At 45.4% G+C, this 22,949-nt stretch carries 22 protein-coding genes, 2 pseudogenes and 1 riboswitch; of the genes and pseudogenes, 19 read left to right on the top strand and 5 right to left on the bottom strand.

Annotation, left to right across the window (positions count from 1 at the left end; all coding sequences use genetic code 11):
- Positions 1 to 9 precede the first annotated feature (9 nt).
- The 3 genes from GBH70_RS07975 (at position 10) to GBH70_RS07965 (ending at position 1,589) form a co-directional block, all read left to right on the top strand.
- On the top strand, positions 10 to 480 hold the full coding sequence (locus GBH70_RS07975; RefSeq protein ID WP_151680545.1) for a VanZ family protein: 471 nt from the start codon (positions 10 to 12) through the stop codon (positions 478 to 480).
- Between the two features lie 102 nt (positions 481 to 582).
- Positions 583 to 1,032 (top strand): Dps family protein, encoded by a 450-nt coding sequence (locus GBH70_RS07970; RefSeq protein ID WP_151680544.1) that lies wholly within the window; start codon positions 583 to 585, stop codon positions 1,030 to 1,032.
- A gap of 83 nt (positions 1,033 to 1,115) precedes the next feature.
- The gene (locus GBH70_RS07965) at positions 1,116 to 1,589 is read left to right on the top strand and encodes an NUDIX hydrolase (protein ID WP_151680543.1); all 474 of its coding nucleotides are present in this window, start codon (positions 1,116 to 1,118) and stop codon (positions 1,587 to 1,589) included.
- A gap of 16 nt (positions 1,590 to 1,605) precedes the next feature.
- On the opposite strand, the gene GBH70_RS07960 is transcribed toward GBH70_RS07965, so the two are convergent.
- The gene (locus GBH70_RS07960; protein WP_151680542.1) at positions 1,606 to 2,901 is read right to left on the bottom strand and encodes an NCS2 family permease; all 1,296 of its coding nucleotides are present in this window, start codon (positions 2,899 to 2,901) and stop codon (positions 1,606 to 1,608) included.
- Positions 2,902 to 3,095: 194 nt separating this feature from the next.
- A riboswitch (purine riboswitch) is annotated at positions 3,096 to 3,197 on the bottom strand.
- Between the two features lie 171 nt (positions 3,198 to 3,368).
- On the opposite strand from GBH70_RS07960, the gene GBH70_RS07955 reads away from it, so the two are divergent.
- The 3 genes from GBH70_RS07955 to GBH70_RS07945 all read left to right on the top strand — a co-directional run bounded on the left by GBH70_RS07955 (position 3,369) and on the right by GBH70_RS07945 (position 4,950).
- A complete protein-coding gene (locus tag GBH70_RS07955; protein WP_151680541.1) occupies positions 3,369 to 4,274 on the top strand; it encodes a Gfo/Idh/MocA family protein in 906 nt (301 codons plus the stop codon).
- Between the two features lie 108 nt (positions 4,275 to 4,382).
- Positions 4,383 to 4,475, top strand: coding sequence for a YjcZ family sporulation protein (locus GBH70_RS07950; RefSeq protein WP_151680540.1), 93 nt, complete (start codon positions 4,383 to 4,385; stop codon positions 4,473 to 4,475).
- 256 nt (positions 4,476 to 4,731) lie between these two features.
- The gene (locus GBH70_RS07945; protein ID WP_151680539.1) at positions 4,732 to 4,950 is read left to right on the top strand and encodes a spore germination protein; all 219 of its coding nucleotides are present in this window, start codon (positions 4,732 to 4,734) and stop codon (positions 4,948 to 4,950) included.
- A gap of 208 nt (positions 4,951 to 5,158) precedes the next feature.
- Here the strand turns inward: GBH70_RS07945 and GBH70_RS07940 are convergent, their stop codons facing one another.
- Positions 5,159 to 6,454 carry an Nramp family divalent metal transporter gene (locus GBH70_RS07940; protein WP_151680538.1) on the bottom strand — a complete coding sequence of 432 codons (1,296 nt, stop codon included), beginning with the start codon at positions 6,452 to 6,454 and terminating at the stop codon, positions 5,159 to 5,161.
- A 340-nt stretch (positions 6,455 to 6,794) separates the two neighbouring features.
- Between GBH70_RS07940 and GBH70_RS07935 the strand changes: the two genes are divergently transcribed.
- From GBH70_RS07935 to GBH70_RS07925, 3 genes are all read left to right on the top strand, one after another.
- Entirely contained in the window at positions 6,795 to 7,412 is a 618-nt protein-coding gene (locus tag GBH70_RS07935; RefSeq protein WP_151680537.1) for an NUDIX hydrolase, read from the top strand.
- 131 nt (positions 7,413 to 7,543) lie between these two features.
- Positions 7,544 to 8,044 carry a GNAT family N-acetyltransferase gene (locus GBH70_RS07930; protein ID WP_151680536.1) on the top strand — a complete coding sequence of 167 codons (501 nt, stop codon included), beginning with the start codon at positions 7,544 to 7,546 and terminating at the stop codon, positions 8,042 to 8,044.
- A gap of 40 nt (positions 8,045 to 8,084) precedes the next feature.
- Positions 8,085 to 8,615, top strand: a complete 531-nt coding sequence (locus GBH70_RS07925) for a DsbA family oxidoreductase (RefSeq protein WP_151680535.1) — start codon at positions 8,085 to 8,087, stop codon at positions 8,613 to 8,615.
- A 243-nt stretch (positions 8,616 to 8,858) separates the two neighbouring features.
- Here the strand turns inward: GBH70_RS07925 and GBH70_RS07920 are convergent, their stop codons facing one another.
- Positions 8,859 to 9,011 (bottom strand): YpzG family protein, encoded by a 153-nt coding sequence (locus GBH70_RS07920; RefSeq protein ID WP_151680534.1) that lies wholly within the window; start codon positions 9,009 to 9,011, stop codon positions 8,859 to 8,861.
- 485 nt (positions 9,012 to 9,496) lie between these two features.
- Here GBH70_RS07920 and GBH70_RS16725 point away from each other — a divergent pair, with 485 nt between their 5' ends.
- The 9 genes and pseudogenes from GBH70_RS16725 to GBH70_RS07880 all read left to right on the top strand — a co-directional run bounded on the left by GBH70_RS16725 (position 9,497) and on the right by GBH70_RS07880 (position 19,056).
- Positions 9,497 to 9,649 carry a hypothetical protein gene (locus GBH70_RS16725; protein ID WP_172968293.1) on the top strand — a complete coding sequence of 51 codons (153 nt, stop codon included), beginning with the start codon at positions 9,497 to 9,499 and terminating at the stop codon, positions 9,647 to 9,649.
- Positions 9,627 to 10,622 carry a glycoside hydrolase family 15 protein gene (locus tag GBH70_RS07915; protein WP_151680533.1) on the top strand — a complete coding sequence of 332 codons (996 nt, stop codon included), beginning with the start codon at positions 9,627 to 9,629 and terminating at the stop codon, positions 10,620 to 10,622. Before GBH70_RS16725 ends, GBH70_RS07915 begins: the two co-directional genes overlap by 23 nt.
- Positions 10,623 to 10,882: 260 nt before the next feature.
- Positions 10,883 to 12,823: a 1,4-alpha-glucan branching protein GlgB gene (gene glgB / locus GBH70_RS07910; RefSeq protein ID WP_151680532.1), complete on the top strand. Its 1,941-nt coding sequence runs from the start codon at positions 10,883 to 10,885 to the stop codon at positions 12,821 to 12,823.
- On the top strand, positions 12,820 to 13,977 hold the full coding sequence (locus tag GBH70_RS07905; RefSeq protein WP_151680531.1) for a glucose-1-phosphate adenylyltransferase: 1,158 nt from the start codon (positions 12,820 to 12,822) through the stop codon (positions 13,975 to 13,977). The genes glgB and GBH70_RS07905 overlap by 4 nt, the downstream gene beginning before the upstream one ends.
- A gap of 17 nt (positions 13,978 to 13,994) precedes the next feature.
- Positions 13,995 to 15,104 carry a glucose-1-phosphate adenylyltransferase subunit GlgD gene (gene glgD, locus GBH70_RS07900; protein WP_151680530.1) on the top strand — a complete coding sequence of 370 codons (1,110 nt, stop codon included), beginning with the start codon at positions 13,995 to 13,997 and terminating at the stop codon, positions 15,102 to 15,104.
- Positions 15,105 to 15,117: 13 nt separating this feature from the next.
- A pseudogene (glgA, locus tag GBH70_RS07895) lies at positions 15,118 to 16,545 on the top strand (glycogen synthase GlgA).
- A 299-nt stretch (positions 16,546 to 16,844) separates the two neighbouring features.
- Positions 16,845 to 17,759, top strand: a complete 915-nt coding sequence (locus GBH70_RS07890) for an NAD(P)-dependent oxidoreductase (protein ID WP_151680529.1) — start codon at positions 16,845 to 16,847, stop codon at positions 17,757 to 17,759.
- 17 nt (positions 17,760 to 17,776) lie between these two features.
- Positions 17,777 to 18,281: pseudogene (locus GBH70_RS07885) on the top strand (mismatch-specific DNA-glycosylase).
- A gap of 19 nt (positions 18,282 to 18,300) precedes the next feature.
- Complete coding sequence (locus GBH70_RS07880; protein ID WP_151680528.1) at positions 18,301 to 19,056, top strand: exodeoxyribonuclease III; 756 nt, start codon at positions 18,301 to 18,303, stop codon at positions 19,054 to 19,056.
- Positions 19,057 to 19,094: 38 nt separating this feature from the next.
- Here GBH70_RS07880 and ade read toward each other — a convergent pair whose 3' ends face one another.
- On the bottom strand, positions 19,095 to 20,831 hold the full coding sequence (gene ade, locus GBH70_RS07875) for an adenine deaminase (protein WP_151680527.1): 1,737 nt from the start codon (positions 20,829 to 20,831) through the stop codon (positions 19,095 to 19,097).
- A 210-nt stretch (positions 20,832 to 21,041) separates the two neighbouring features.
- On the opposite strand from ade, the gene GBH70_RS07870 reads away from it, so the two are divergent.
- Entirely contained in the window at positions 21,042 to 21,470 is a 429-nt protein-coding gene (locus GBH70_RS07870; RefSeq protein WP_151680526.1) for a cell wall hydrolase, read from the top strand.
- Here the strand turns inward: GBH70_RS07870 and GBH70_RS07865 are convergent.
- Positions 21,467 to 22,657, bottom strand: a complete 1,191-nt coding sequence (locus GBH70_RS07865; RefSeq protein WP_151680525.1) for an MFS transporter — start codon at positions 22,655 to 22,657, stop codon at positions 21,467 to 21,469. The two genes, GBH70_RS07870 and GBH70_RS07865, sit on opposite strands and share 4 nt — an antisense overlap.
- Positions 22,658 to 22,949: the final 292 nt, after the last annotated feature.

Genomic DNA, 22,949 nt, shown 5'->3' with positions numbered 1-22,949 from the left:
AGGATGCATATGGGAAAAAGCAACCGGAAAAAAATCAATGCTGCGGTTTGGATCGCCTTTATCGCGTATGCTGCTTGTTTGGGGGATTTATTGTTTTTCATCCCGTACCGCCATACACCCAATCCCGCCAACCATAATTTCATCCCGTTTAAAACGATCCGGATGTATATCCTTTATTACCGTTATTTTTATTTCGACATTTGGTTTTTCAATCTGTTTGGCAATATACTGATGTTTATGCCGTACGGATGGTTCCTGCCTTTTATTTTCCAGCGGTTAAGAAAGGGTTGGAAAACCGGGGTGCTGTCGTTTTCCACATCGGCCGTGGCGGAAACGATCCAGGGGTTTTTCCATGTCGGCGGATTTGATGTGGATGACATCCTGCTCAACACTTTCGGCGGCATGATGGGCTATTGGGCTTTTGCGCAGATGCGGAAACTCGCAAAAAAAATAAAAATTGAAATTTGGCATTCATCATGAATAGAATCGGAAGTGCGCACAAAACCTAAATATGCGGGGTAAAATATAACAGTTTCCGCAAAATAGCTTCATTACGGTCCCGTACAGGGGGGTAGATGCGCATTGGATGATGAGAAACTGATCCAGTTTTTAAACAGGGAACTCTCAAATTTTACAGTCCTTTATATCAAACTGCACCGTTATCATTGGTATATCCAAGGGAAAAACTTTTTTACGCTCCACCAGTTTTTTGAAAATTTGTACCTCGAATTTTCCGAACTGATTGATGTGCTGGCGGAAAGGATTTTGTCAATCGGGGGCAGGCCGCTTGCAACAATGTCCAAATTCCTCGATCAAAAGACGATTGTGGAAGCAAGCGCCGATAATGAAGAGCGCGAAATCCTGAAGCAGTTAAAGGATGATTTTGCACAAATGGCAAATGAAATCCGGGAAACCGGGATCCCACTGGCGGAAGAGAGGAAAGATGACGCCACGGTAAATGATTTAACCTGCTGCTTGAAACGGTTTGATAAACATATTTGGATGCTGAATGCATTCATGGATCAGCGGTAAAGGCTTTGCCGCTGATTTTTTCTTGAATCCGCCCGAATTTTTGGTAAGCTAACAGCAGGACAATATGAATTGAAGGTGATCAAATGGGGTACATAGAAGAAATCCGGAAATTGGCCGGCAGCCGCCCACTTATTTTGCCGGGCAGCGTCGTGCTCATTTTCAACGGCCGGGAAGAAATTTTACTGCAGCAAAGGGTTGAACCGCGCGGCGTCTGGGGCCTTCCTGGCGGGTTGATGGAGCTGGGTGAGTCGGCGGAGGAAACCGCATTAAGGGAAGTGTATGAAGAAACCGGGCTCCGATTAAACGATTTAACCCTTTTCAATTTATATTCTGGAAAAAATTATTTTGTGCGGCTTAAAAATGGCGACCAGTTTTTTTCGGTTACTGCGGCATTTATTTCCCGATCATACAGCGGCGAGCCAAGCGTGAACTTGAAGGAAGGCATGGATATCGGATTTTTCCCTTTAGACCAATTGCCTGCAAAACTTGTCGGCAGCCACCGGCGGATGATCGAAGAATATAAGCAGGCAAAAAACCCCCATCCGCCTTCAAAATAGGCAGTTGGGGGTTTCCTTAAGCCAGATAAATAAAGTAAGCGATAAAGGCAACAAATAATACATACATGAGCGGGTGGATCTGTTTTGCTTTCCCGCACACGAGCATGGCAATGGGATATAAAATAAACCCGAGGGCGATCCCGGTTGCGACGCTGTAGGTGAGCGGCATCATCATGATAATCACAAAAGACGGGATCGCAATTTCAAGCCGGCTCCAGTTGATCGATCTCACCTGCATCGCCATCATCGCCCCGACAATTATGAGCGCAGGGGAAGTGACTTCCGTCGAAATCACCGATAACAGTGGAGAAAAGAACAGGGCAACTGTAAATCCGGCAGCGATAATGATTGAAGTAAATCCTGTCCGGCCGCCTGCTGCAATGCCGGAGCTCGATTCCACCATTGTTGCCGGGGTGGACGTCCCGAGGATGCTGCCGATCACGCCGGCTAGCGAATCAGCCAAAAGGGCACGGCCTGCATTCGGGATTTCATTATTTTTCATGAGCCCTGCCTGTCCGGCGACAGCAATCAATGTACCGGCTGTATCAAAGAAAGCAACAAATAAAAATGTAAAAATAACGGCAAGCATATCCGGGTTCCACAAGTCATCCAAATGGAAGAACACTTTCCCGAAAGTCGGGCCGAGGCTTGGAATGGATCCGACAATGGCATGCGGCACCGGCACAAGTCCGAAAATCATGCCGATGATGGTCGCGATGACGATGCCGAAGAAAATCCCGGCCTGGACGCCGCGTACAAGCAAAAGCATCATCACGATAAAACTGAATACCGCAAGCAATACTTTTGGAGAAGTAATATTTCCGAGCGCAACAAACGTATCCGGGTTGGAAATGATTATGCCGGTATTTTTTAAGCCGATAAAAGCAACAAAAAAACCGATTCCGGCTACAATTGCGTGCTTTAAATCTTCCGGTATCATATTAATGATTTTTTCGCGTATTTTTAACAGGCTCAAGATCACGAATAATACGCCGGAAACAAAAACCCCCGCCAATGCAACAGGCCATGGAATATGCATGCCGAGGCAGACGGAAAAGGTGAAAAAGGCGTTCAGTCCCATGCTCGGCGCAATCCCGATCGGGAAATTGGCGAGCAGGCCAATCAAAAGCGTCCCGATGATTGACGCCAACGCCGTCGCGGTAAAAACGGCGCCTTTATCCATCCCCGACTGGCTTAACACCAGCGGGTTGACGATCAAAATATACGCCATCGACAAAAAAGTGGTGACCCCGGCAATGGTTTCCTGGCTGTAAGAAGTGCCGCGCGAATGAAATTGAAAAAATCTCTGCATCATTTTCCCTCACTATTCCAGTTGAAAAATCATAGGATGAATCCGCCCGTGTTTTTCTTTGGTCTTTGTCCAGTTTTCCCTTTTCTTTTCCCCAATATCAAAAAATCGGGCAATCCGCAAGTGAAAAAGGCAAAAAGTCCCTCCAAACACTGCGGAAATGCCCGGGTGTATGTATGAATGGCAAGCATGACGGAATGTCTTAGGTTTACCATTGTAGTCAAGCTTTTTACGGCAGCTTGGTAGAGACGTTTAGGCCATATTTCTAAACTTATACAAGGTACACGGTATAAAAACGAATGGTTACTATTATACAAGAATTGCATTCCAAAATCAATAGATTTCGTAATGGATATAATGTGGGCAACTTTAGCGTAAATCGCGTATAATTTGGTTGAAAAGCTCTATTGCGGACAATACACGGGTTTTCTGCAGCAGAGCCGGTTGAAAAAAGGAAGGCGGTTATGTCTATGAAAATCGGCGTTATTGGTATCGGGGATATTGCAAAGAAGGCTTACTTACCTGTTTATGCCCATACGAAAGAAGCGGAATTCCATTTTTTTACGAGAAATCAGGAAAGTTTGCGGTATGTCAAAGACCATTACCGGTTTGAACATCTGTATCCAAGCCTGGAAGCGTTAATGGAGAGCGGCATTCAGGCGGCTTTTGTACATACTGCAACAGAATCCCACTACGAAATTGTCCAAAAACTTTTATCAAACGGCATCCATGTTTATGTGGACAAGCCGGTGACTTATCATTATGGACAGACAAAAGCATTGGCGGATTTGGCAAAAGAGAAAAATATGCATCTTTTCACAGGCTTTAACCGGCGCTTTTCCCCCGTCTATCAAAGATGCCGGGAACTTAAAAAACCAAATCTGATTTTGATGCAAAAAAACCGGTTCAAGCATCCGGAAAATGTCCGTACATTTGTATACGACGATTTCATCCACGTCATCGATACTTTGTTGTATTTGGCAGATGAACCGTATGAAAAAGTGGTTGTAAATGGGAGGAAAGAAGGCGATTTACTGTACCATGCAAATGTCCAGTTAATTTTTCCTTCAGGCGTTGTCGCAATCGGTATCATGAACCGGGACAGCGGTACATCGGAAGAAATCCTTGAAGTAATGGGTACGGATGAAAAACGGACCGCCCGCCAGGTTTCAAGCCTCACAATCCAACAAAATAAAACGATTACGCAAATTGCCGCAAATGATTGGGAACCGACATTGTGCAAAAGGGGATTCGAACAAATTGTTTCCCATTTTATCGATGTCGCATCCGGCAAAGCACAACCGAAAATCACGTTGGACGATGCCCTTAGGACCCACGATCTGTGTGAATATATTGTCAAAAATCTTGAAGGGTAAAATTCTGATAGTTTCATCTCTCATTTTGCATGCTCCGGGGGGATTTGTCCTTTGCAATTTTTTCACCCTCTCATACTTTATATTAGTGACCATTGGGGGGGTGAAAAAATGTCCGGAGGCGGTGGAAACAACAATATGTTTCCGTTAATTGTTATACTGTTTATTTTGCTGATTATTGTCGGGTCTGCATATGTCTATTAAGGCAGCGTAGAAAAAATAGAAGCACTTTGAAACGGAGCGTTTTTTTCCAAGCCGGAAAGTTTACGGGTGAACGTTTCGGGGGGGGCCGGGAAAGCCGGTTTATATGCGCTTAAATATGGACGCGGTATTGGACGGTGTATCACAGCGGGGTCCAACCATCCCCGTTTGGACGATCGAAATGGAGCCGTGGGAGGCAGAAATGCTGCGCTTTGCATACAAAAATATCAGTTCAAAAAAATAGAAAAGGATGTTGACTTTGCCGGCTTTTTTAGGAGACGTGAAAATATGGAATGTGGCAGGCACCGCAACTGTTATTTTTGGAGATGCGGCAGCGATTTCCCCAATGAATGTTTCAAAGACTACGCATGGATCAGGAAGCGGAAGCAATGGTGCGTTTATGATGAACAACAACTATTTTAGCATGAATACCACCGGAACCATAAGCATGGCAGATCAGCCATATGTGGTCAGGTAATAAAAGCAGCCTTCCAATGTCCGAGAGAGGCTGCTTTTTTCAATTGGCTCTGTTCAATTTTTGTTGATAATGTCTAATTTTTGAGACTCCTGCGGGATAGCGGGCAAGTAGAGCTCCCCGTGCTGAGGTATCGAGCGAGAAGGCGCATGGATGCTTCATGAGAGAAGTGGATTTCGCGATCATCAACATGAATCACAAACATATCCTTTCATGAAATGAATGAATGGACCAGAAGAAATATATTTAAGCAGATCACAAATCCTGCGACCATCCATGCAACAACACTCGTTACTTTATGATTTACGAGCTCGCCCATGATTTCCTTGTTGCTCGTGAACAAAATCAGGGGAATGAGCGCGAAAATAATCCCGAACGAAAGGATAACCTGACTGATGACGAGCGCGCTTGTCGGGTTGACGCCCGATATAATGATTAAAAGCGGGGGCACCATCGTGATAGCCCGGCGCAGGTAAAGATTGATCCGTTTGTTGATGAACCCCTGCATGACGACATCCCCGGATAACGTGCCGACAGATGAACTCGAAAGCCCTGCTATCAGCAGGCCCAGCCCGAAAGATAGCGCGGCGGCTGGTCCGAGATGTTCATGGAACCGGCGGAATGCCACGCTGAGGTCTTCGACAACCATGCCGTTTTTGAAAAATACGGCAGAAGCGATCACGAGCATGCTGATGTTGATAGCGCCGGCAATGACCATCGCGATAACGATATCGATCAATTCAAATTTGAAAATTTCTCTTTTTTCCCGCTCATTTCTGCCGATAATTCTGCTTTGCGTTAATGAAGAGTGCAAATAAATGGCGTGGGGCATGACGGTTGCACCAAGAATACCGGCAGCAAGTAAGATGCTTTCGATACCGTTGAATTTCGGTGTGAGCATCCCGCCGAATACTGCGCTCATATCGGGTTTTGCCAAAAAAGTCTGAAAGGCAAAAGCAAGCACGACAATCATAACGAGGGCGGAAATGGCGGCCTCAAACGAACGGTAACCGCGGCGCTGCAGCTCAAGGATGGCAAAAGACCCCGCGGCCGTGATCAGTGCAGCCGGCAGCATCGTAATCCCGAAAATTAAATACAGCCCTAAAGCAGCCCCGATAAATTCTGCCAAATCTGTCGCGATAATCACGATCTCGCTTTGTATCCACAAAAAAATGGAGGCAGCCTTTGGAAACCGTTCGTGGGCAACTTCCGGCAGATTTTGCCCCGTCGCAATGCCGAGTTTAGCGGAAAGGGATTGGATCAAAACGGCCATTAAATTCGAAAATACGATTACCCAAAGAAGCATATAGCCGTATTTTGACCCCGCCGTTATGTTTGTAGCAAAGTTGCCGGGATCAATATAGGCAACGCCCGCAATAAATGCCGGCCCCAAAAAAGGCAGAATTTTTTTTAATCCCTTCACGTCCCCCCTCAGCACTGCCTGGGCGCTTAACGTATTCGAAGGTGTATGATTTACCATTTTTTTGCTGATTGTTTTATCGCTCATATAAATGTTTCCCCCTCCTTGGATTTTAAACCTGAATCAAAAAAGTTTCCATAGGGAAAATTCTATCTGGTATTATTGTATTCAATGAACACAAAAAAGTAAACTATTTAAAATGCATTTTTCACTAAATATTTTGTTGAAAACGTTATTTTAGTTATTCGCTTTTTTCAGCCGACACAGCCGGAAAGATTAGCGGAAACTTAGGGGCATTAATATACATGCAGGGAGGCAATTTTTTCCGCGTTATGCTGAAAACTATGGTATATATAATAGTAAAGAAATAAACGGCTTTACCATGCCGGAAATGTTGCCGGCACGGATACAAAAAGGGGGGAATGCTTTGGATGAAGAAAAGATTTTGGCGAAATTTAAGAACCGGCAGCCATCTGTATTGGGGATGGAGCGTTTATCCCGGTTTGCAGTACTGCTGCCGCTTATCAAGATGGGCGACGGGCTCCATGTTTTATTTGAAGTAAGGGCGGAACATTTAAAAAAACAACCGGGGGAAATTTGTTTTCCCGGCGGCAGGATTGAAAGGACTGATAAAGATGCGCAGGCGGCCGCCATCCGGGAAACAGCCGAAGAACTGCGGATTGATGGGTCGATGATCCGGGATGTGGTGCCGCTTGACTATGTCGTCTCATCTTACGGGAACCGCGTCGTTTTCCCGTATGCAGGATTTTTACCCCATACGGAATTTCATCCGAACTCGGACGAAGTGAAAAAATTATTCACTGTACCGCTTTCGTATTTGGCAGAAACGGAGCCGGAGTGCTACCGTCTCCAATTCAAGGTGGAACCGGACCAGGATTTTCCATTTCATCTTATCCGGGGCGGAAAAGCGTATAAATGGAATACGCATAAGATGGATGAATATTTTTATTATTATAAAGATTATGTCATATGGGGGTTGACCGCAAGCATCCTGAAAAATTTCTTGGATACGGTAAAGCGGTAAGCCTTCACGGAAAATTAATTCTGTTCTTTTCAGGTAATTTATTATAGAATGGTGTTTATAGCCGGCCCCTCATAGATCCAACCTGCTTGCGGCGGGGCCGTGCTTTATTTCAGTTGAGAGGTTTTTGGGCTATGATACATAACAGCATCGTCAGAAACGCGGATGTCCGGGATTTGCCAGCGATTTTAGACATATATAATGCATACATCGGAAACGGCATTATCACTGCCGATACAGTTCCGGTAACAGTGGAAGAAAGAATGCCGTGGTTTAAGCAGCATAACCCGGATGCCCGGCCGCTTTGGGTGATGGAATTGGGCGGCGAAATTGCAGCATGGATCAGTTTAAGCGATTTTTACGGAAGGCCCGCTTATAGGTCAACTGCCGAAGTGAGCATTTATATCGCCGAAAAATATAGGGGAAAAGGAATCGGAAAATTTTTGATGAAAAAAATGGTGAATGCCTGCCCCAAGTTACAGGTTGAAACATTGCTCGGCTTTATTTTCAGGGAAAACCAAGCCAGTTTAAAACTGTTTGCCCATTTTGGTTTTGAAGAATGGGGAAGTCTCCCGAAAGTCGCAGAACTCGGCGGGCGCATGCATGATTTGTTGATTGCTGGTAAAAAAGTATAAATCTGGTAATAAAAGAGGCAATAAAGGGAGCAATGGAGATATGAAAGTTGAATTATGGTCGGATTTTTCTTCCCGGGACTGTTATCTTGCTTTCTTAAGGCTGGGACAGGCACTGGAACAATTTGGCCATCAGGAAAAAGTACAGTTTGAAATCCGCAGTTCCATATCCATCTTGGATGGGGAAAAAGAGAGAAGCAGGCATATCATGGACAGCCTCAGGCTTTTGCATTTTGCACAAGAAAATGGAAAGCAATTTGAAATGGCGAGGGCCTTATTCGAAGTATATGCCGGACATCCTGCGCCAAACAGGGGATTTTTGGTAGAAGTTCTCCAAAAATCCGGCTTCGATCAGGCTGGAATGGTACAGTTATTAAACTCGGACGCATACATGGAGAACATGAAACAAGATGAATCGGAAGCAAACATGCTCGGTATCGACAGTGCACCGGTCATTGTCATTAACCGGAAGTATGCCATTTCAGGAGTGCGTACCGTTGACATTATTCTTCAGTCCCTTTACCAGGCGTGGAGGGAAGAAACTTACGTGCCGGCTCTTGAAAAGCAGGCTTAACGTGTATTGCAGAACAAAAAAGCGCCCGATCCGGGGCGCTTTTTTAAACATTCGATGCGGCGGCAAAGACTGCACTCCACATTATGCACCCTGTAACAGGGCCTTGCCGGCTTACGCATTTCAGCTCATCGCTTCACTACTATATCATGACAAACAAAGAAAAACAAGGGGACAAATTAAAAAACCGGATTTTTCCGTCCCAAACAAAAAAGCCGGGCAAACCACCCGGCTTTTTTTGTATCCTCACCAGCGATGCGCTTTTGCATTGCTCCTCAAGATGATCGTGTTTTGGGTGACTTCCGTTTGTCCGTTCACCTGGGATTTTGTATGCTTGCGCCGCGTCCAATTATGGTGGAACAACTCGGAATGCGGGTCCAGCTGATCTTTGTAGCTCATACCATCACCTCTTGGAAGGATTTGGATACCCTATTGATATTCTTTAACGAATATCAAATTTAGGTTGTACAGATGTGAGAAAAATTACACATCTTACTAATCACAATGTGCAAAATAACAATCATCTTACACATTGCGCTAAAAGAGAATTATCACACTAAACTCTTGGTACAAAACACGTCATCATACTTATAACACAATGTGCTGATAACACACATATATATATATATAACAGTTAAGGATAAAGGCGAAATGAAAGAACATTGATACGGAATACGGTTTTCATTCCCCAGACGTTGAATGAAATCAAGGAAACACACATAAAAATTGCTACGGAATTGGCACAAAATCGGGCCCGATTAGGCATTCAAAATAATCATCCAATAAGTTCAAACATAATATATAGAAAAAAACAGCCGGTTTAAAGGAAGGGAAGTACCTCGACATCGACACCTTTTCCGGCGGACTGATGGGTGAAAAGAGGTATGGCGGAAAAAATTCTTATTTTTGAAAGCGCTTTACATAGGGGGAGTGACGCAGATTTTGAAATGGTTATAAATGGTAACTTTCTTGCCAACACTAATGGTATGGATCAACTTTTGGAGGTGAAAAACAGTGAACATCGAGAAAGCCGTTAAGGTCATTGAACGCATGCGACTGCCGAACGGCGCCTTTACCGCCAGCCTGTCTCCGGAATACCATTATGTGTGGATCAGAGATGTTGTTTATACCGTACTGCCTTTTTTAGCTACGCCATCCCCGTATTATGAAAAAGCTTACCATGCATTGCTGGATATGTTTATCCGCTACGAATGGAAACTCGATATCCATACGAAGAAAAAACCGCGTTATTTGTTCGAATATATCCATGCACGCTATTCCACAGACCTTGAGGAACTCCCGCAGGAATGGGGCCATGCGCAAAACGATGCGGTCGGCGCTTTCCTTTGGGGGGTGGGCGAGGGCATCCACCACGGCCAGAAAATCATCCGCAGCCAAAAAGACCTGGATGTGATCCAAAAACTTGTCGATTATTTGGAATGCCTGCAGTATTGGCAGGCAGAAGACAATGGTATGTGGGAAGAAAACATGGAAGTCCATGCTTCGAGTGTCGGGGCATGTGTAGCCGGTTTAAAAGCTGTTAAAATGCTTGTTAATGTGAAAGACGAACTGATCGAAAAAGGGGAAGAAACGCTCGAAAAGCTGTTGCCGCGGGAAAGCGCCACTAAACCGACCGACCTGGCCTTATTGTCCTTGATCTATCCTTACCGGCTTGTTGACCGGCAAATGGCGCTCAGGATACTGGAAGATATTACAACGACGCTTGAACGCAAATACGGCTGCATACGCTATGTGAATGACAAATATTACAACGAAGGCAGCGAAGCCGAGTGGTGCTTCGGATTTCCATGGCTCGGTTTGTGCTTCTACGAATTGGGTATGTATGATAAAGCGAATGAATATGTGGAAAAAACGAAAAGCGTCATTACGGAAAATTGGGAAGTGCCGGAGTTGTACATTGGCGGAAAATACGAACCGAATGCGAACAACCCGCTCGCCTGGTCGGTTTCGTTAGCGTATCAGTTTTTAAAAACAATGAATGTTAACTAAAAAAAAACCACAATTCCGGGAAAAATAAAAAAGCTGTTTTAAAAGTGCCTGCATATTCTTTTACATTGAAAATGCGGCGCGGAATTTAAAACAGCTTTTTTATTTTTCCCAACAATCCCCCAAAAAAATGTGAAAACGGAAATATTTGAATAAATTTGTAAATATCATGAATTCGACAAAACTAGACTGCTTTTTTTTGCAGGATTCATAAAATTCCTAACGAATATAAACAAATATGCTGATTAGGCGGAGGTGTGACATTGGTAAAGACAGTGAAAGATTCGCAACAAATCGCTCCTACTGATTTTGAGCTTTATTTGTTTCATGAAGGAACACTTTATGAAAGTTACCACATGCTTGGTGCGCATGTGGCGGAAGTGGGCGGAGAAAAAGGCGTACGGTTTGCAGTCTGGGCCCCGCATGCGAAAGCTGTGTCCGTTGCCGGTGATTTTAACGACTGGGACGGCAGCAAGCACCGGATGCAGAAAGTAAAGGATTCGGGTATTTGGGTATTGTTTGTTCCCGGGCTCCGGGCGGGCGAACTGTATAAATATGAAATCACCGGGCCAAAAGGGGAGAAATTTTTAAAAGCCGACCCGTATGCTTTTTATTCAGAAGTCCGTCCGCGCACCGCTTCCATTGTTCACGACCTTGGAAAGTATAAATGGCACGACCACAGGTGGATGGCCCATAAAGCGAAATACGATCCGTACCATGAACCGATGTTGATTTACGAAATGCATTTCGGCTCATGGAAAAAGAAGGAAAACGGCGATTTTTACACCTACCGCGAAATAGCGGACATGTTAATTGGCTATGTTGCGGATCACGGCTACACACATATTGAACTCATGCCGATCATGGAACATCCTTTTGACCGTTCCTGGGGTTACCAAATCACGGGGTTCTATGCGCCTACAAGCCGCTACGGGAAACCGGATGATTTCATGTATTTCATCGACAAATGCCATCAAAACGGCATTGGTGTGATTTTGGATTGGGTTCCTGTCCATTTTTGCAAAGATGCACACGGCTTGGGGCGTTTTGACGGGACGCCGCTTTATGAGCCCGCTGATCCCGATAAAGCGGAAAGGCCGATTTGGGGTACATATAACTTCGATTTTCAAAAACCCGAAATATCCAGCTTCTTAATTTCAAATGCCATTTTTTGGATGGATGTTTACCATATTGATGGATTTCGGGTGGATGCTGTTTCGTCTCTTATTTATTTAAACCATGACAGGGGGGACGCGAAAAAAATCACCAACCAATGCGGCGGCGATGTAAATTTAGAAGCTGTCGCTTTTTTGAAAAAATTAAACGAAGCCGTTTTTAAGAAATTCCCCCACGCGCTGATGATGGCGGAAGAAGCGACGGCCTGGCCGCTCGTCACAGCGCCTACATACGCAGGCGGCCTCGGCTTTAATTTTAAATGGAATATGGGCTGGGTCCATGATGTGCTCCGCTATATGCAGACGGCGGAGGAAAAACGGCAGGAAGTCCATGACTTTTTGACATTTTCCATGCATTACGCTTTTTCCGAAAACTATGTGCTGCCTTTTTCGCACGATGAAGTGGTTTACGGGAAAAGATCGCTGCTAAACAAGATGCCAGGAGATTTTTCGCAAAAATTTGCAAACTTGCGCCTATTATACGCTTACTTTATGACGCATCCGGGAAAAAAATTACTATTCATGGGCAGTGAGTTCGGCCAGTTTGATGAATGGAAAGACTTGACGCAATTGGATTGGAACTTGTTTGAATTCGAAACCCATCAGAAATTTTTCCGGTTTACAAAAGATTTTAATGATTTTTATAAAGAAATGAGAAGTTTGTGGCGGCTGGACCACGAGCAGGAAAGCTTTGAATGGATAGACCCGAATAATAGCCGGCAAAGCATCATAGTTTTTATTAGGAGAGGGAAACGAAAAGGTGACTATTGCATTGTTTTATGTAATTTTTCAAAAGTAGCATATGAAAAATTCAGGATCGGCGTCCCTTCGTATGGAAAATATATTGAAATTTTTAGCACGGATGACGAACGGTTTGGTGGCGGGGGGCTGCTAAATAAAAATGCAATTCAAGTGGATAAAAAGCCTTTCCACAATCAGCCTTACAGCATGGAAATCAGCATTCCCCCATTAAGTGCGGTCATATTCAAAAAACTAACAGCAAAACGGCGAAGGGGTGGCAAAAAATAATGGAAAAGAAATGGATGGCAATGTTACTAGCAGGCGGGCAGGGGACAAGGCTTGGCGATTTGACTTCCCAGCTTGCAAAACCTGCAGTACCTTTTGGAGGAAAATATAGAATTATAGATTTTTCGTTAAGCAACTGCATGCACTCAGGTATTGACACGGTCGGGGTGCTGACGCAGTATGAACCACATATTTTAAATTCCTATGTCGGGAACGGCAGGGCATGGGATTTGGATCGGAATTACGGCGGGGCAGCCGTATTGCCCCCGTATGTGGGAAAAGACGGCGGAAAATGGTATAAAGGCACGGCCAATGCGGTTTACCAAAATATCCATTATATTGACCATTACAACCCGGAATTCGTGCTGATCCTTTCCGGCGACCATATATATAAAATGGATTACCGTAAATTATTGAAATACCATATTGAAAAAGGGGCACAGGTGAGCATCGCTGTCATCGAAGTCCCTTGGCAGGAAGCTGGCCGCTTTGGCATTATGGTGACCAACTCCGAAGGAAAAATCGTAGAGTTTGAGGAAAAACCGCAGTTCCCAAAAAGTAATCTCGCTTCTATGGGCGTCTATTTATTTAATTGGAAGCTTTTGCGCCAATATTTGGTCCAGGACGAGAAAAACAGTGGTTCATCTAATGATTTCGGAAAAGATATTATTCCAAAAATGCTGAAAGATAAAAATAAAATATATGCATATCAGTTCAGCGGCTACTGGAAAGATGTCGGCACAGTACAAAGCTTCTGGGAAGCCCATATGGATTTATTGGAAGACGAGCCGGCTTTTGAACTGGACGACCCGGATTGGAGGATTTTTACCGGGGATGCGAACCATCCGCCCCAGTATATTGCGCCGGAAGCGAATATCAAAAATTCTTTAATCAACGAGGGCAGCTGGATATACGGAAATATATGCCACTCGGTGATCTCGCACATTGTTTATGTCGGAAAAAACAGCTTTATTAAAGACTCGGTGATTATGCCGAATGTCACAATCGGAAATAATGTCACAATAGAGCATGCCATTATCGCAAGCAATACGATTATCGAAAGCGGAAAAAAAATCGCGCCGTTAAAAGCAAACGAAGTACGGCTCTACAGCTGCCCGCAAACGATGGAAGAAACAGACATAAAAGAAGTTTTATAAGAAAAGGGACGATGGATATGACGAATGTGCTAGGGGTTATCAACTTAATCAACGAAAAACCGATTTTAAAAGAATTGACGCTTCACCGCTGCCTCGCTTCCGTTCCTTTTGGGGGGCGCTACCGTTTCATTGATTTTGTGCTTTCCAATTTTATTCATGCCGAAATTTCGCAAGTTGCCGTTTTTACGAAAGATAACGGCAGATCGGTCTTGGACCATCTCGGTTCAGGGAAAGAATGGGATCTGGACCGGCATAATGGCGGGCTGTTTATTTTGCCGCCCGTTTCAGATGATGCCAAACTAAGGGGCGATATCCAAGGGTTTTATGACCACAGGGAATTTTTTGAACGGACATCGGCAGATCTTGTCATTATTTCTCCAGGGCACCAAGTCAGCAAACTGGATGTAGCCGCTTTACTAGAGTTTCATGAAAAAACGCAGGCGGATATCACGATCGTCTACAGGGAATATGACGGGGATCCGATCCAAAAGCCGAATTACCACCAGGTTACTGTGGACAAGAAAGGGAACATCCTGGATATTGATATGTTCACGGCGCCGCAAAAAGGCGACTGTGTTTGCCTCGAGACATATGTGCTGCCGAAATCATTGCTCATGGACTTGATCCAAACCTGCTATGAAAACGGCGAAGTCGACTTTTTAAAAGACGCGATTAAAGCGAATGTCCATAAATACAACATAAAAGCTTTTAATCATAAAGGAAATATGATTTTCATCCACTCGATGAACAGTTTCCATGCCGCTAACATGGCCCTGCTCAATCCGGATACGATCCGCGCTTTCTTTTATGAAGATTGGGAAGTGTATACAAAAATTAAACATGAACCGCCGACAAAATACGGACAAGCTGCCCGTGTCACAAATTCTTTTATCGCGAACGGCAGCGATATTGAAGGGACCGTGGAAAACAGCATCATATTCCGCGGCGTAAAAATCAAAAAAGGTGCGGTTGTCAAAAACAGCATCGTCATGCAAAAAACAGAAGTGGAGGATGACGCAGTGCTGGAAAATGTCATCGCCGACAAACAGGTGGCCGTCACCCAGCATAAAGTTGTTGTCGGAACACCGTCGCACCCTAAAGTTTTGAGAAAAAAAGAAATCATTTGACGGAGGATCAGCCATGAACGTATTGTTTGCAGCATCAGAATGCGCACCATTTATTAAAACAGGGGGGTTGGGCGATGTGATTCACGCATTGCCTAAATCCCTGAAAAAACTCGGCGTGAACACATCTGTCATCCTGCCGAAATACGAAGATCTAAAACCGGAAGTGAAAGAACGCCTCTCTTTCATGACCAGCATCACGGTCCCAGTCGGCTGGCGGAACCAGTATTGCGGCATTGAAACGCTGGAAGAAGGCGGGATCCGTTATTATTTTTTGGATAACGAGTATTATTTTAAAAGGCACGGCAGTTACGGATTTTTTGATGACGGCGAACGGTTTGCATTTTTTTCACGGGCGGTGCTTGAAGCCCTTCCGTATCTGCAGCAAAAACCGGATATCATCCATTGCCATGACTGGCAGGCGGGGCCGATTCCCGTCCTGTTAAAAGCACATTTCAACAGCCACCCTTTTTATAAAGGAATCAAAACGATGTTTACAATCCTTAATTTGCGCTACCAGGGTGTATTTCCGAAAAGTGTGCTGTCTGATCTGCTTGATTTGAGCGAGTTGTATTTCCATGTTGACGGGCTCGAGTTTTACGGCAATGCAAGCTATTTAAAAGCAGGGCTTGCCTATTCGGACTATATTACGACCGTCAGTCCGGCATATGCTTCCGAAATCCAGATGCCGTATTACGGGGAGCATCTTGACGGCTTTTTGCGGATGAAAAGCAACCGGCTGAAAGGGATCGTAAACGGAATCGATACGGATACATACAATCCGGCAACCGATCCGGCGTTGTTTTCTACATACAATGATTATACGGGCAAATTGGAGAATAAAAAAGCACTGCAGGAAGCGCTACATTTGCCGGTTGATGCCAATATCCCCGTTGTATCAATGGTTACGAGGCTCGTGGAACAAAAAGGGATTGACCTGGTGCTGCGCGTCATCCATGAAATATTGGGGCAGAACGTCCAGTTTGTGCTCCTCGGCACTGGGGAATGGCATTATGAAGAAGCATTCCGGCATCTTGCCGGCGAGTATCCGGATCAAGTGTCCGTACATATTTATTTTGATGAACCGTTATCCCATAAAATTTATGCAGGCAGTGATTTGTTTTTAATGCCTTCCAAATTTTAACCGTGCGGCATCGGGCAATTACTCGCGATGCGATACGGCACTTTGCCGCTCGTGCGCGAAACGGGGGGGCTAAAAGATACCGTTCAGCCTTACAACGAATTTACGGACGAAGGCTATGGTTTTTCATTTGCGAATTATAACGCCCACGATATGCTGTATACGGTCGAAAGGGCGGTCTGGTTTTTCCGTTACCAGCCGAAAAGATGGCGTTCGCTTTCGGAAAGGGCGATGAGCCTTGATTTCAGCTGGAAAGCGTCCGCAAATGAGTATGTTCAGCTGTATCAAGAAATACTTTCATAAGCATGGGAAAAGACGCCCAGTTCTAAAGGCGCCTTTTACTGTTTTCTCAGCATATTTCTCCGGCTGATTGCTTTTATAATTGACATCATATCTTAAAAAGTTAACATTTTCCAGCTTCCTGCTTTGATTATTATCATGATCACTCCCAATAGGATGATTTATGGTGGCGTTACCGTAATTGCATCTGGATAGTACCACTTTTTCCTATTTACAAACACGGAAAACATCTACAAAAATTGCGTATTTCTTGCCCTCTTTTTCTGCAAACATTAGAATAAGAAAGGAATATTCCCCGAAGCATGCTGTTTTGGGGCCAATCGTGTCCATATTTGGAGGTTTTTGAAATGAAAATTGGCTGGATCGGACTGGGCCATATGGGAAGCCCAATGGCCAAACGTATTTTAAATGCAAAGTTCGAGTTATTTGTATACAACCGCACGCAATCCAAAACGGAAGAGCTGGCTTCATCTGGGGCAACGGTATGTACGTCACCGCAAGAAATTGCAGAAAAAGCGGATGTCATTGTGACAATGCTGACGGATAATGCGGCGGTGGAAGAAGTGTTGCGGGCAGAAAACGGTATTCTTTCCGGTTTATCGGAAGGAAAAACGGTGATCGATATGAGCACTGTTAGCCCCGACGATTCCGTTCGTTTTGCCGAATGGGTTAAAGCAAAAGGCGGCCACTTCATGGATGCGCCTGTTTCGGGCTCTGTCCAGCCGGCGAAAGAAGGTAACCTCGTGATTCTCGTCGGCGGCGAAAAAGAACAAGTAGATGTTTGCCGCCCGATTTTTGATGTACTTGGAAAAACGGTCATTCATTTTGGAGAAAACGGGAAAGGCAGCGCCGCGAAATTATCGATCAATTTGTTGCTCGGGCTGATTATCCAGGGCGCATCTGAAGCGCTCCTGCTCGGGGAAAAACTCGGGCTGAAAAAAGAAAATATCATTGAAATGATTTCGGCTTCCGCATGCAACACGCCGATTTTCCAAATGAAGAAGAATGCTTTCCTTAACGAAACGTTCCCTGCCACTTTCATGCTGGAACTGATGTCAAAAGACCTTGGCCTTGCCAAGGCGGAAATAGAAAAAAACGCCATGTCGCTTCCGCTTGCCGGTGCAGTTGAAGAAACATACCGTAATGCAAAAGCTAACGGCGCCGGAAAAGAAGATGTTGCTGCTGTTTACCGGGAATTAAAACACCTTAATTTTTAAAAACAGGAGGGAGTTTATTGGGAGTGGTGCCGGATTATATCTCCAAAAATTTAGATATTTTATTCGTCGGATTCAACCCAAGTTTAAAATTGGGGAAAAACGGCCACCATTACGCCAACCCGAATAACCGTTTCTGGAAAATCCTCTATTATTCCGGGTTGATGCCGAAACAATACAAACTGGAAGAAGATGCTGGGCTTCTCGAGTTGGAATACGGCTTAACGAATATCGTTGCACGCCCGACGAAAGCTGCTGATGAAATTACTAAGAAAGAATATGAAGAAGGCCGCAGCATCTTGAAAAAGAAAATTGAACAGTACCAGCCTAAAATCGTCTGCTATGTCGAAAAAGGCGTTTACCAGCAGTTCAGCAAAAAAAGGCGGCGGGCTGGGGGGCCAAAATCCGCTCGTTGTGCCGGGAACGATCGATTTTGTCGCCCCTTCATCAAGCGGCCTCGTCCGGATGAAATTAGAGGAAATGGTTAAGATATACCGGCCGCTTGTACAATTAAAAAACAGATAAAGAAGGGGAGAAACAGGGGATGAAACTTATTTCATGGAATGTGAACGGGCTGCGCGCCTGCGTCAAAAAAGGGTTTCTAGACTTTTTTGAACAGGCGGATGCCGATATTTTTTGCGTACAGGAAACGAAGTTGCAGGAAGGGCAGATCAGCCTTGATTTGAATGGATATTTTCAATATTGGAATTACGCTGAACGGAAAGGCTACTCGGGGATAGCTGTTTTTACAAAAAAACAACCGCTGTCAGTGCATTACGGCGTCGGGGAAAAAGATACGGAACCGGAAGGCCGGATCCTGACGCTGGAATATGAAAACTTTTATCTGGTTAATGTATATACACCCAATTCACAGCGTGATTTGTCCCGCCTCGGTTTCCGTCTGCAATGGGAAGATCAGATGCGAACGTATTTAAAGGACCTTGACTGCCGTAAACCGGTGATCATGTGCGGGGATTTGAATGTCGCCCACCAGGAAATTGACTTAAAAAACGCAAAAACAAACATCGGAAATTCAGGATTTACGGATGAAGAACGCGAAAAAATGACCGATTTGCTGAACAGCGGTTTTATCGATACGTTCCGTTATTTTTATCCTGATCTTGAGGGGGCCTATACGTGGTGGTCGTACATGAATAAAGTCAGGGAACGGAACATCGGATGGCGGATTGATTATTTTATCGTTTCGGAAAGGTTGTGCGATGATTTAAAAGATGCCGGCATTTATCCGGAAGTAATGGGGAGCGACCACTGCCCAGTTTTTTTGAAAACGAAATTTTGAAAAACGGAACCGGCCGCAAATTCCGGCCGGTTCCGTTTTTAGCTTGGGGCAGAAACGGCGATATGCTGAAAAGTGACAGAATCAAACAGCCCCAAATCAGTGATTTTCAATTCCGGGATCACCGGCAAGCTTAAAAATGATAGCGTCAGCAGCAGATCAAATCCCTTGTCCTCACAAATTTCCCGTAAGGCTTCCTTGACCGCGGCAAATTGCGCGGCTGCCTTTTCGGTGCTTTGTCCGGACATTAACCCGGCAATTGGAAGCGGCATCGCAGCAAGCAGCTTCCCTTGATCCGCCACAGCCAGCCCGCCGCCGATTTTTTTCAACGTTCCAATGGCGAGCAGGATGTCTTCATCATTCACACCCGCCACAATGAGATTATGGGAGTCATGGGCGATGGTGGAAGCAACCGCACCTGTCCTGATGCCAAGCCCTTTGCAGATGGCCAGGCCGATATGCCCGGTTGCCCGGTGGCGTTCGATCACCGCCAGCTTTGCAAGATCCTGTTCTGTTGATGGCATAAAAGCCCCGCCTGCTGATGGAACTTCCATCACCTTTTTGCGTGTTTCAATCTGATTCGGTATAATTTCAATCACATTGGCTTTTCGGCCTTTCCTGACCGGGATGCACAAATCTTCCTCCGTGATTTCCCGGATAAAAACGGACGAGGAAATAGTTCCGGCCAGTTGATCCAGGCTAACTTCTTTTAACAGTTTTCCATCTCTCGCCACGCACTTTCCGGCTTTATACACGGCTTTGACCGTAAACCGGTCCAAGTCTTCCACAAATATCAAGTCTGCATCATAGCCGGGGGCGACGGCGCCTTTATGTTTCAGGCCGAAACATTGTGCCGCATTAATGGTTGCCATCTGCACGGCTGCCAATGGATTAAATCCTTGTTCCACAGCTAGCCTGATATGATGGTCAATGCTCCCTTCTGCAATCAGATCGTCCAAATGTTTATCATCTGTGCAAAACATACAACGGCTGCGGTTACTGTCATTCACCGCAACAAGCAGGTCTTTTAAATTTTTCGCTGCGGAACCTTGTCGGAGCATGACGTACATTCCGTTGGAGAGCCTTTCTTTCACCTGTTCCGGCGTGACACACTCATGGTCCGTTTGTATACCCGCTGCAGCAAAAACATTGATACCGGCCCGGTCCAGCCCGGCACCATGCCCGTCAATTTTATACGGGGAAGCAGCAACAAGTTTTTCGAGCATTTGCGGATCCAAATTTTTCACACTTGGATAATCCATTACTTCTGCAAGGCCGAGCACCCTCGGATGTTTGTAAAAGGGGGAGAGCTGTTCGTTCAATAAAACGGCGCCCGCATGTTCAAAAGGTGTGGCGGGCACGCATGAAGGGAGCATAAAAAACACATCCAAATCCAGCCCTTCGGAATTTTCCAGCATAAAAGTAATGCCGGCTTCCCCGAGCACATTTGCGATTTCATGCGGATCCGCCACAACTGCAGTCACACCGTGCGGCAAAACGACTTTTTCAAATTCAGAAGGGCATACCATAGAAGACTCAATATGGACATGGGCGTCAATCAGCCCCGGTACGACAAAGCAATCCCCCGTATCAATTGTTTCTTTGCCTTCATAAGTGCCGATTCCGGCAATGGTCCCATCGGTAATGGCAATATCCCCGGATAAAATTTCAAGGTTAAACACATCGATGATTTTTCCGTTTTTAATGACTGTATCTGCAGGGATTTCCCCGACCGCCACCAGTATCCTTTTTTTCAATAGTTCCATTTCCACCGCCATTACCCCTTTCTTTCGCGAATGCATGGCGTTTGTTGCATTTATTTAGTAGTTTATTATAGAAACAGGAAACTGCGGAAGCAAGCAGATTGTAAGAAAAGATACCGAAGATAAACTTTCTATTTTTGGTTCTATTCATGTTCCAGCCGGAATAGGATAAAAAACGGAACCTGTGCAGTGATAAAACAGCTTAAAGCAACAGGGAGGTTCAAAATGGCAGTTGTAAAAGCAACGAGTGCAGATATCGATTTATTGGCGCGGCTCTTAAGGGCAGAAGCAGAAGGGGAGGGGCAGCTAGGTATGCTGCTTGTCGGCAATGTCGGCATTAACCGGATCAGGGCCAACTGTTCAGATTTTATCGGCATACGGACGATCCCGCAGATGGTTTATCAGCCGCACGCTTTTGAGGCGGTAATCCATGGCTATTTTTACCAGCGGGCAAGGGAAACTGAACGGCGGCTCGCGAAGCGTGTTGTGAACGGGGAAAGGTACTGGCCGGCAAAATACAGTTTATGGTATTTCAGGCCGGAAGGGGACTGCCCGCCCACATGGTACAACCAGCCGTTCGTTGACCGGTATAAGCTGCATTGTTTTTACGAGCCCACTGCAGAAACATGCGTTAATGTTTATATGACTTTTTAAGAAGCAAGTTTTTTCTCATTCGGCAGGAACCAAGAAAGAATGGCCCCGATCATCGGCAAAAACGACAGGATGGTAAATACAGCCGCAACGCCGAACAGGTCGGAAATGCCGCCCATAAACACAGAACCGATTCCGCCCGCGCCAACGCCAAAGCCGATTGACAGGCCAGACGCCAGGGCAATATTTTTCGGCAGAAGCTTCTGCATATAAACCACGCCGACAGAAAAACTTGATAAGACGCTGAAGCCGAAACAGAGCAAATCCAAAACGGAAAGCCAGCCGCTTAAATGCGGAAGCAAAAGCGCAAACGGCGTGGCTAGGAACATGGAAACAACAAGCAGCCGTTTCATCCCGACCCTGTCCGAAATCATCCCGCCAAAAAGCGTGCCGAGCGCACCGGCCCCGACAAACACAAAATTCAGCAGTTCAGTCGTTTCCAAGCTTGCATGTTTCAGATAAAACGGCAGGAAAATAACGACGCCAACCTGGCACCAGGAACGTAAAATGATCACAAGGACGAGTAGAATGACGCCGGGAATATGGTTTTTTCCGGCCATTTCTTTTTTAGTGCGTTTGATATTCTGGACTTTGCCGTTCATCCAGCCGAGCAGCGGAACTGTCAAGATGAGCGATAAAAATGCGACCGGAAGCAGCCAGATGAGGCCGTGGATGCCGGTATGGGCCAAAAAGAGCGGAATCATTAACGGCCCGACAGCCTGGCCAGCATTTCCGCCCACCTGGAAAATGGCCTGCGCCAATCCTTTTTTCAAGCCGGACGCAAAATGCGTGCCCCGTGAAGCTTCAGGATGAAAAACACCCGAACCGAATCCAGATACGGCAATGCATACTAAAAGCCATCCAAGGGACGGCGCAACCGCAGTAAAGGCAAGTCCGGAGATGGACAAAAAGACCCCAAGCGAAAAAAGCCAGACGCGCGGCCTGCGGTCTGTCAGCATGCCAAAGACCGGCTGTGTCACGGACGAAGCAAAATAAGAAACGAGCACGATTAACGTGGATTGCGTATAATTTAAATCCAACGCATGCTTATACATGACGACCAGAGCGGGCACCATGCCGGTAGTGACCAGGTCGTTCAAAAAGTGTGCTCCGCTGAACGTATAAAGCGCACGCCGGTAAAGCAGATTTTCAGCCTGTAGCGGCGCCGAAGAAAAAGATTGACTTCCCATACATACTCCCGCTTTCCTAAAAATTCTTCCAAACCTCCAGAAGCAAGGAGGCCGACAGCCTGGCAAAAAGTAAAAATGAGAGCTGTACGAATATTGTAACATAAACCGCCACAAAAACGTCAAAAATGGTGCAGGAATACAGTTGTTTAGAAAAGCAGGAGGGAAGGTCATCCGTTTATTCTCTTCGTACCTTGTAGGAGGTACATGAATTGCTGAAGGGATTTTCCGGTTAAAAAATATCAAAAGGCTGATTTTGCATTTCTCCATACTGCAGGGCCACTAATTTTCATCG

Origin of the sequence: Weizmannia acidilactici, from assembly GCF_008974225.1 — a bacterium.
Lineage (GTDB): Bacteria > Bacillota > Bacilli > Bacillales > Bacillaceae_C > Weizmannia > Weizmannia acidilactici.
Note: the sequence above shows the minus strand (reverse complement) of the source record. Positions and strands in the feature narration are given on the sequence as shown.

Bases quoted from the DNA above. Each gene is read 5' to 3' on its own strand.
- GBH70_RS07890 (WP_151680529.1), top strand. From the start codon at position 16,845: ATGCTGTTTTGGGGCCAATCGTGTCCATATTTGGAGGTTTTTGAAATG.
- GBH70_RS07960 (WP_151680542.1), bottom strand. From the start codon at position 2,901: ATGCAGAGATTTTTTCAATTTCATTCGCGCGGCACTTCTTACAGCCAG.
- GBH70_RS07880 (WP_151680528.1), top strand. From the start codon at position 18,301: ATGAAACTTATTTCATGGAATGTGAACGGGCTGCGCGCCTGCGTCAAA.
- GBH70_RS07955 (WP_151680541.1), top strand. From the start codon at position 3,369: ATGAAAATCGGCGTTATTGGTATCGGGGATATTGCAAAGAAGGCTTAC.
- GBH70_RS07925 (WP_151680535.1), top strand. From the start codon at position 8,085: ATGAAAGTTGAATTATGGTCGGATTTTTCTTCCCGGGACTGTTATCTT.
- GBH70_RS07975 (WP_151680545.1), top strand. From the start codon at position 10: ATGGGAAAAAGCAACCGGAAAAAAATCAATGCTGCGGTTTGGATCGCC.
- GBH70_RS07940 (WP_151680538.1), bottom strand. From the start codon at position 6,454: ATGAGCGATAAAACAATCAGCAAAAAAATGGTAAATCATACACCTTCG.
- GBH70_RS07950 (WP_151680540.1), top strand. From the start codon at position 4,383: ATGTCCGGAGGCGGTGGAAACAACAATATGTTTCCGTTAATTGTTATA.
- GBH70_RS07965 (WP_151680543.1), top strand. From the start codon at position 1,116: ATGGGGTACATAGAAGAAATCCGGAAATTGGCCGGCAGCCGCCCACTT.
- GBH70_RS07865 (WP_151680525.1), bottom strand. From the start codon at position 22,657: ATGGGAAGTCAATCTTTTTCTTCGGCGCCGCTACAGGCTGAAAATCTG.
- ade (WP_151680527.1), bottom strand. From the start codon at position 20,831: ATGGCGGTGGAAATGGAACTATTGAAAAAAAGGATACTGGTGGCGGTC.
- glgD (WP_151680530.1), top strand. From the start codon at position 13,995: ATGACGAATGTGCTAGGGGTTATCAACTTAATCAACGAAAAACCGATT.
- GBH70_RS07930 (WP_151680536.1), top strand. From the start codon at position 7,544: ATGATACATAACAGCATCGTCAGAAACGCGGATGTCCGGGATTTGCCA.
- GBH70_RS16725 (WP_172968293.1), top strand. From the start codon at position 9,497: ATGGCGGAAAAAATTCTTATTTTTGAAAGCGCTTTACATAGGGGGAGT.
- GBH70_RS07870 (WP_151680526.1), top strand. From the start codon at position 21,042: ATGGCAGTTGTAAAAGCAACGAGTGCAGATATCGATTTATTGGCGCGG.
- GBH70_RS07920 (WP_151680534.1), bottom strand. From the start codon at position 9,011: ATGAGCTACAAAGATCAGCTGGACCCGCATTCCGAGTTGTTCCACCAT.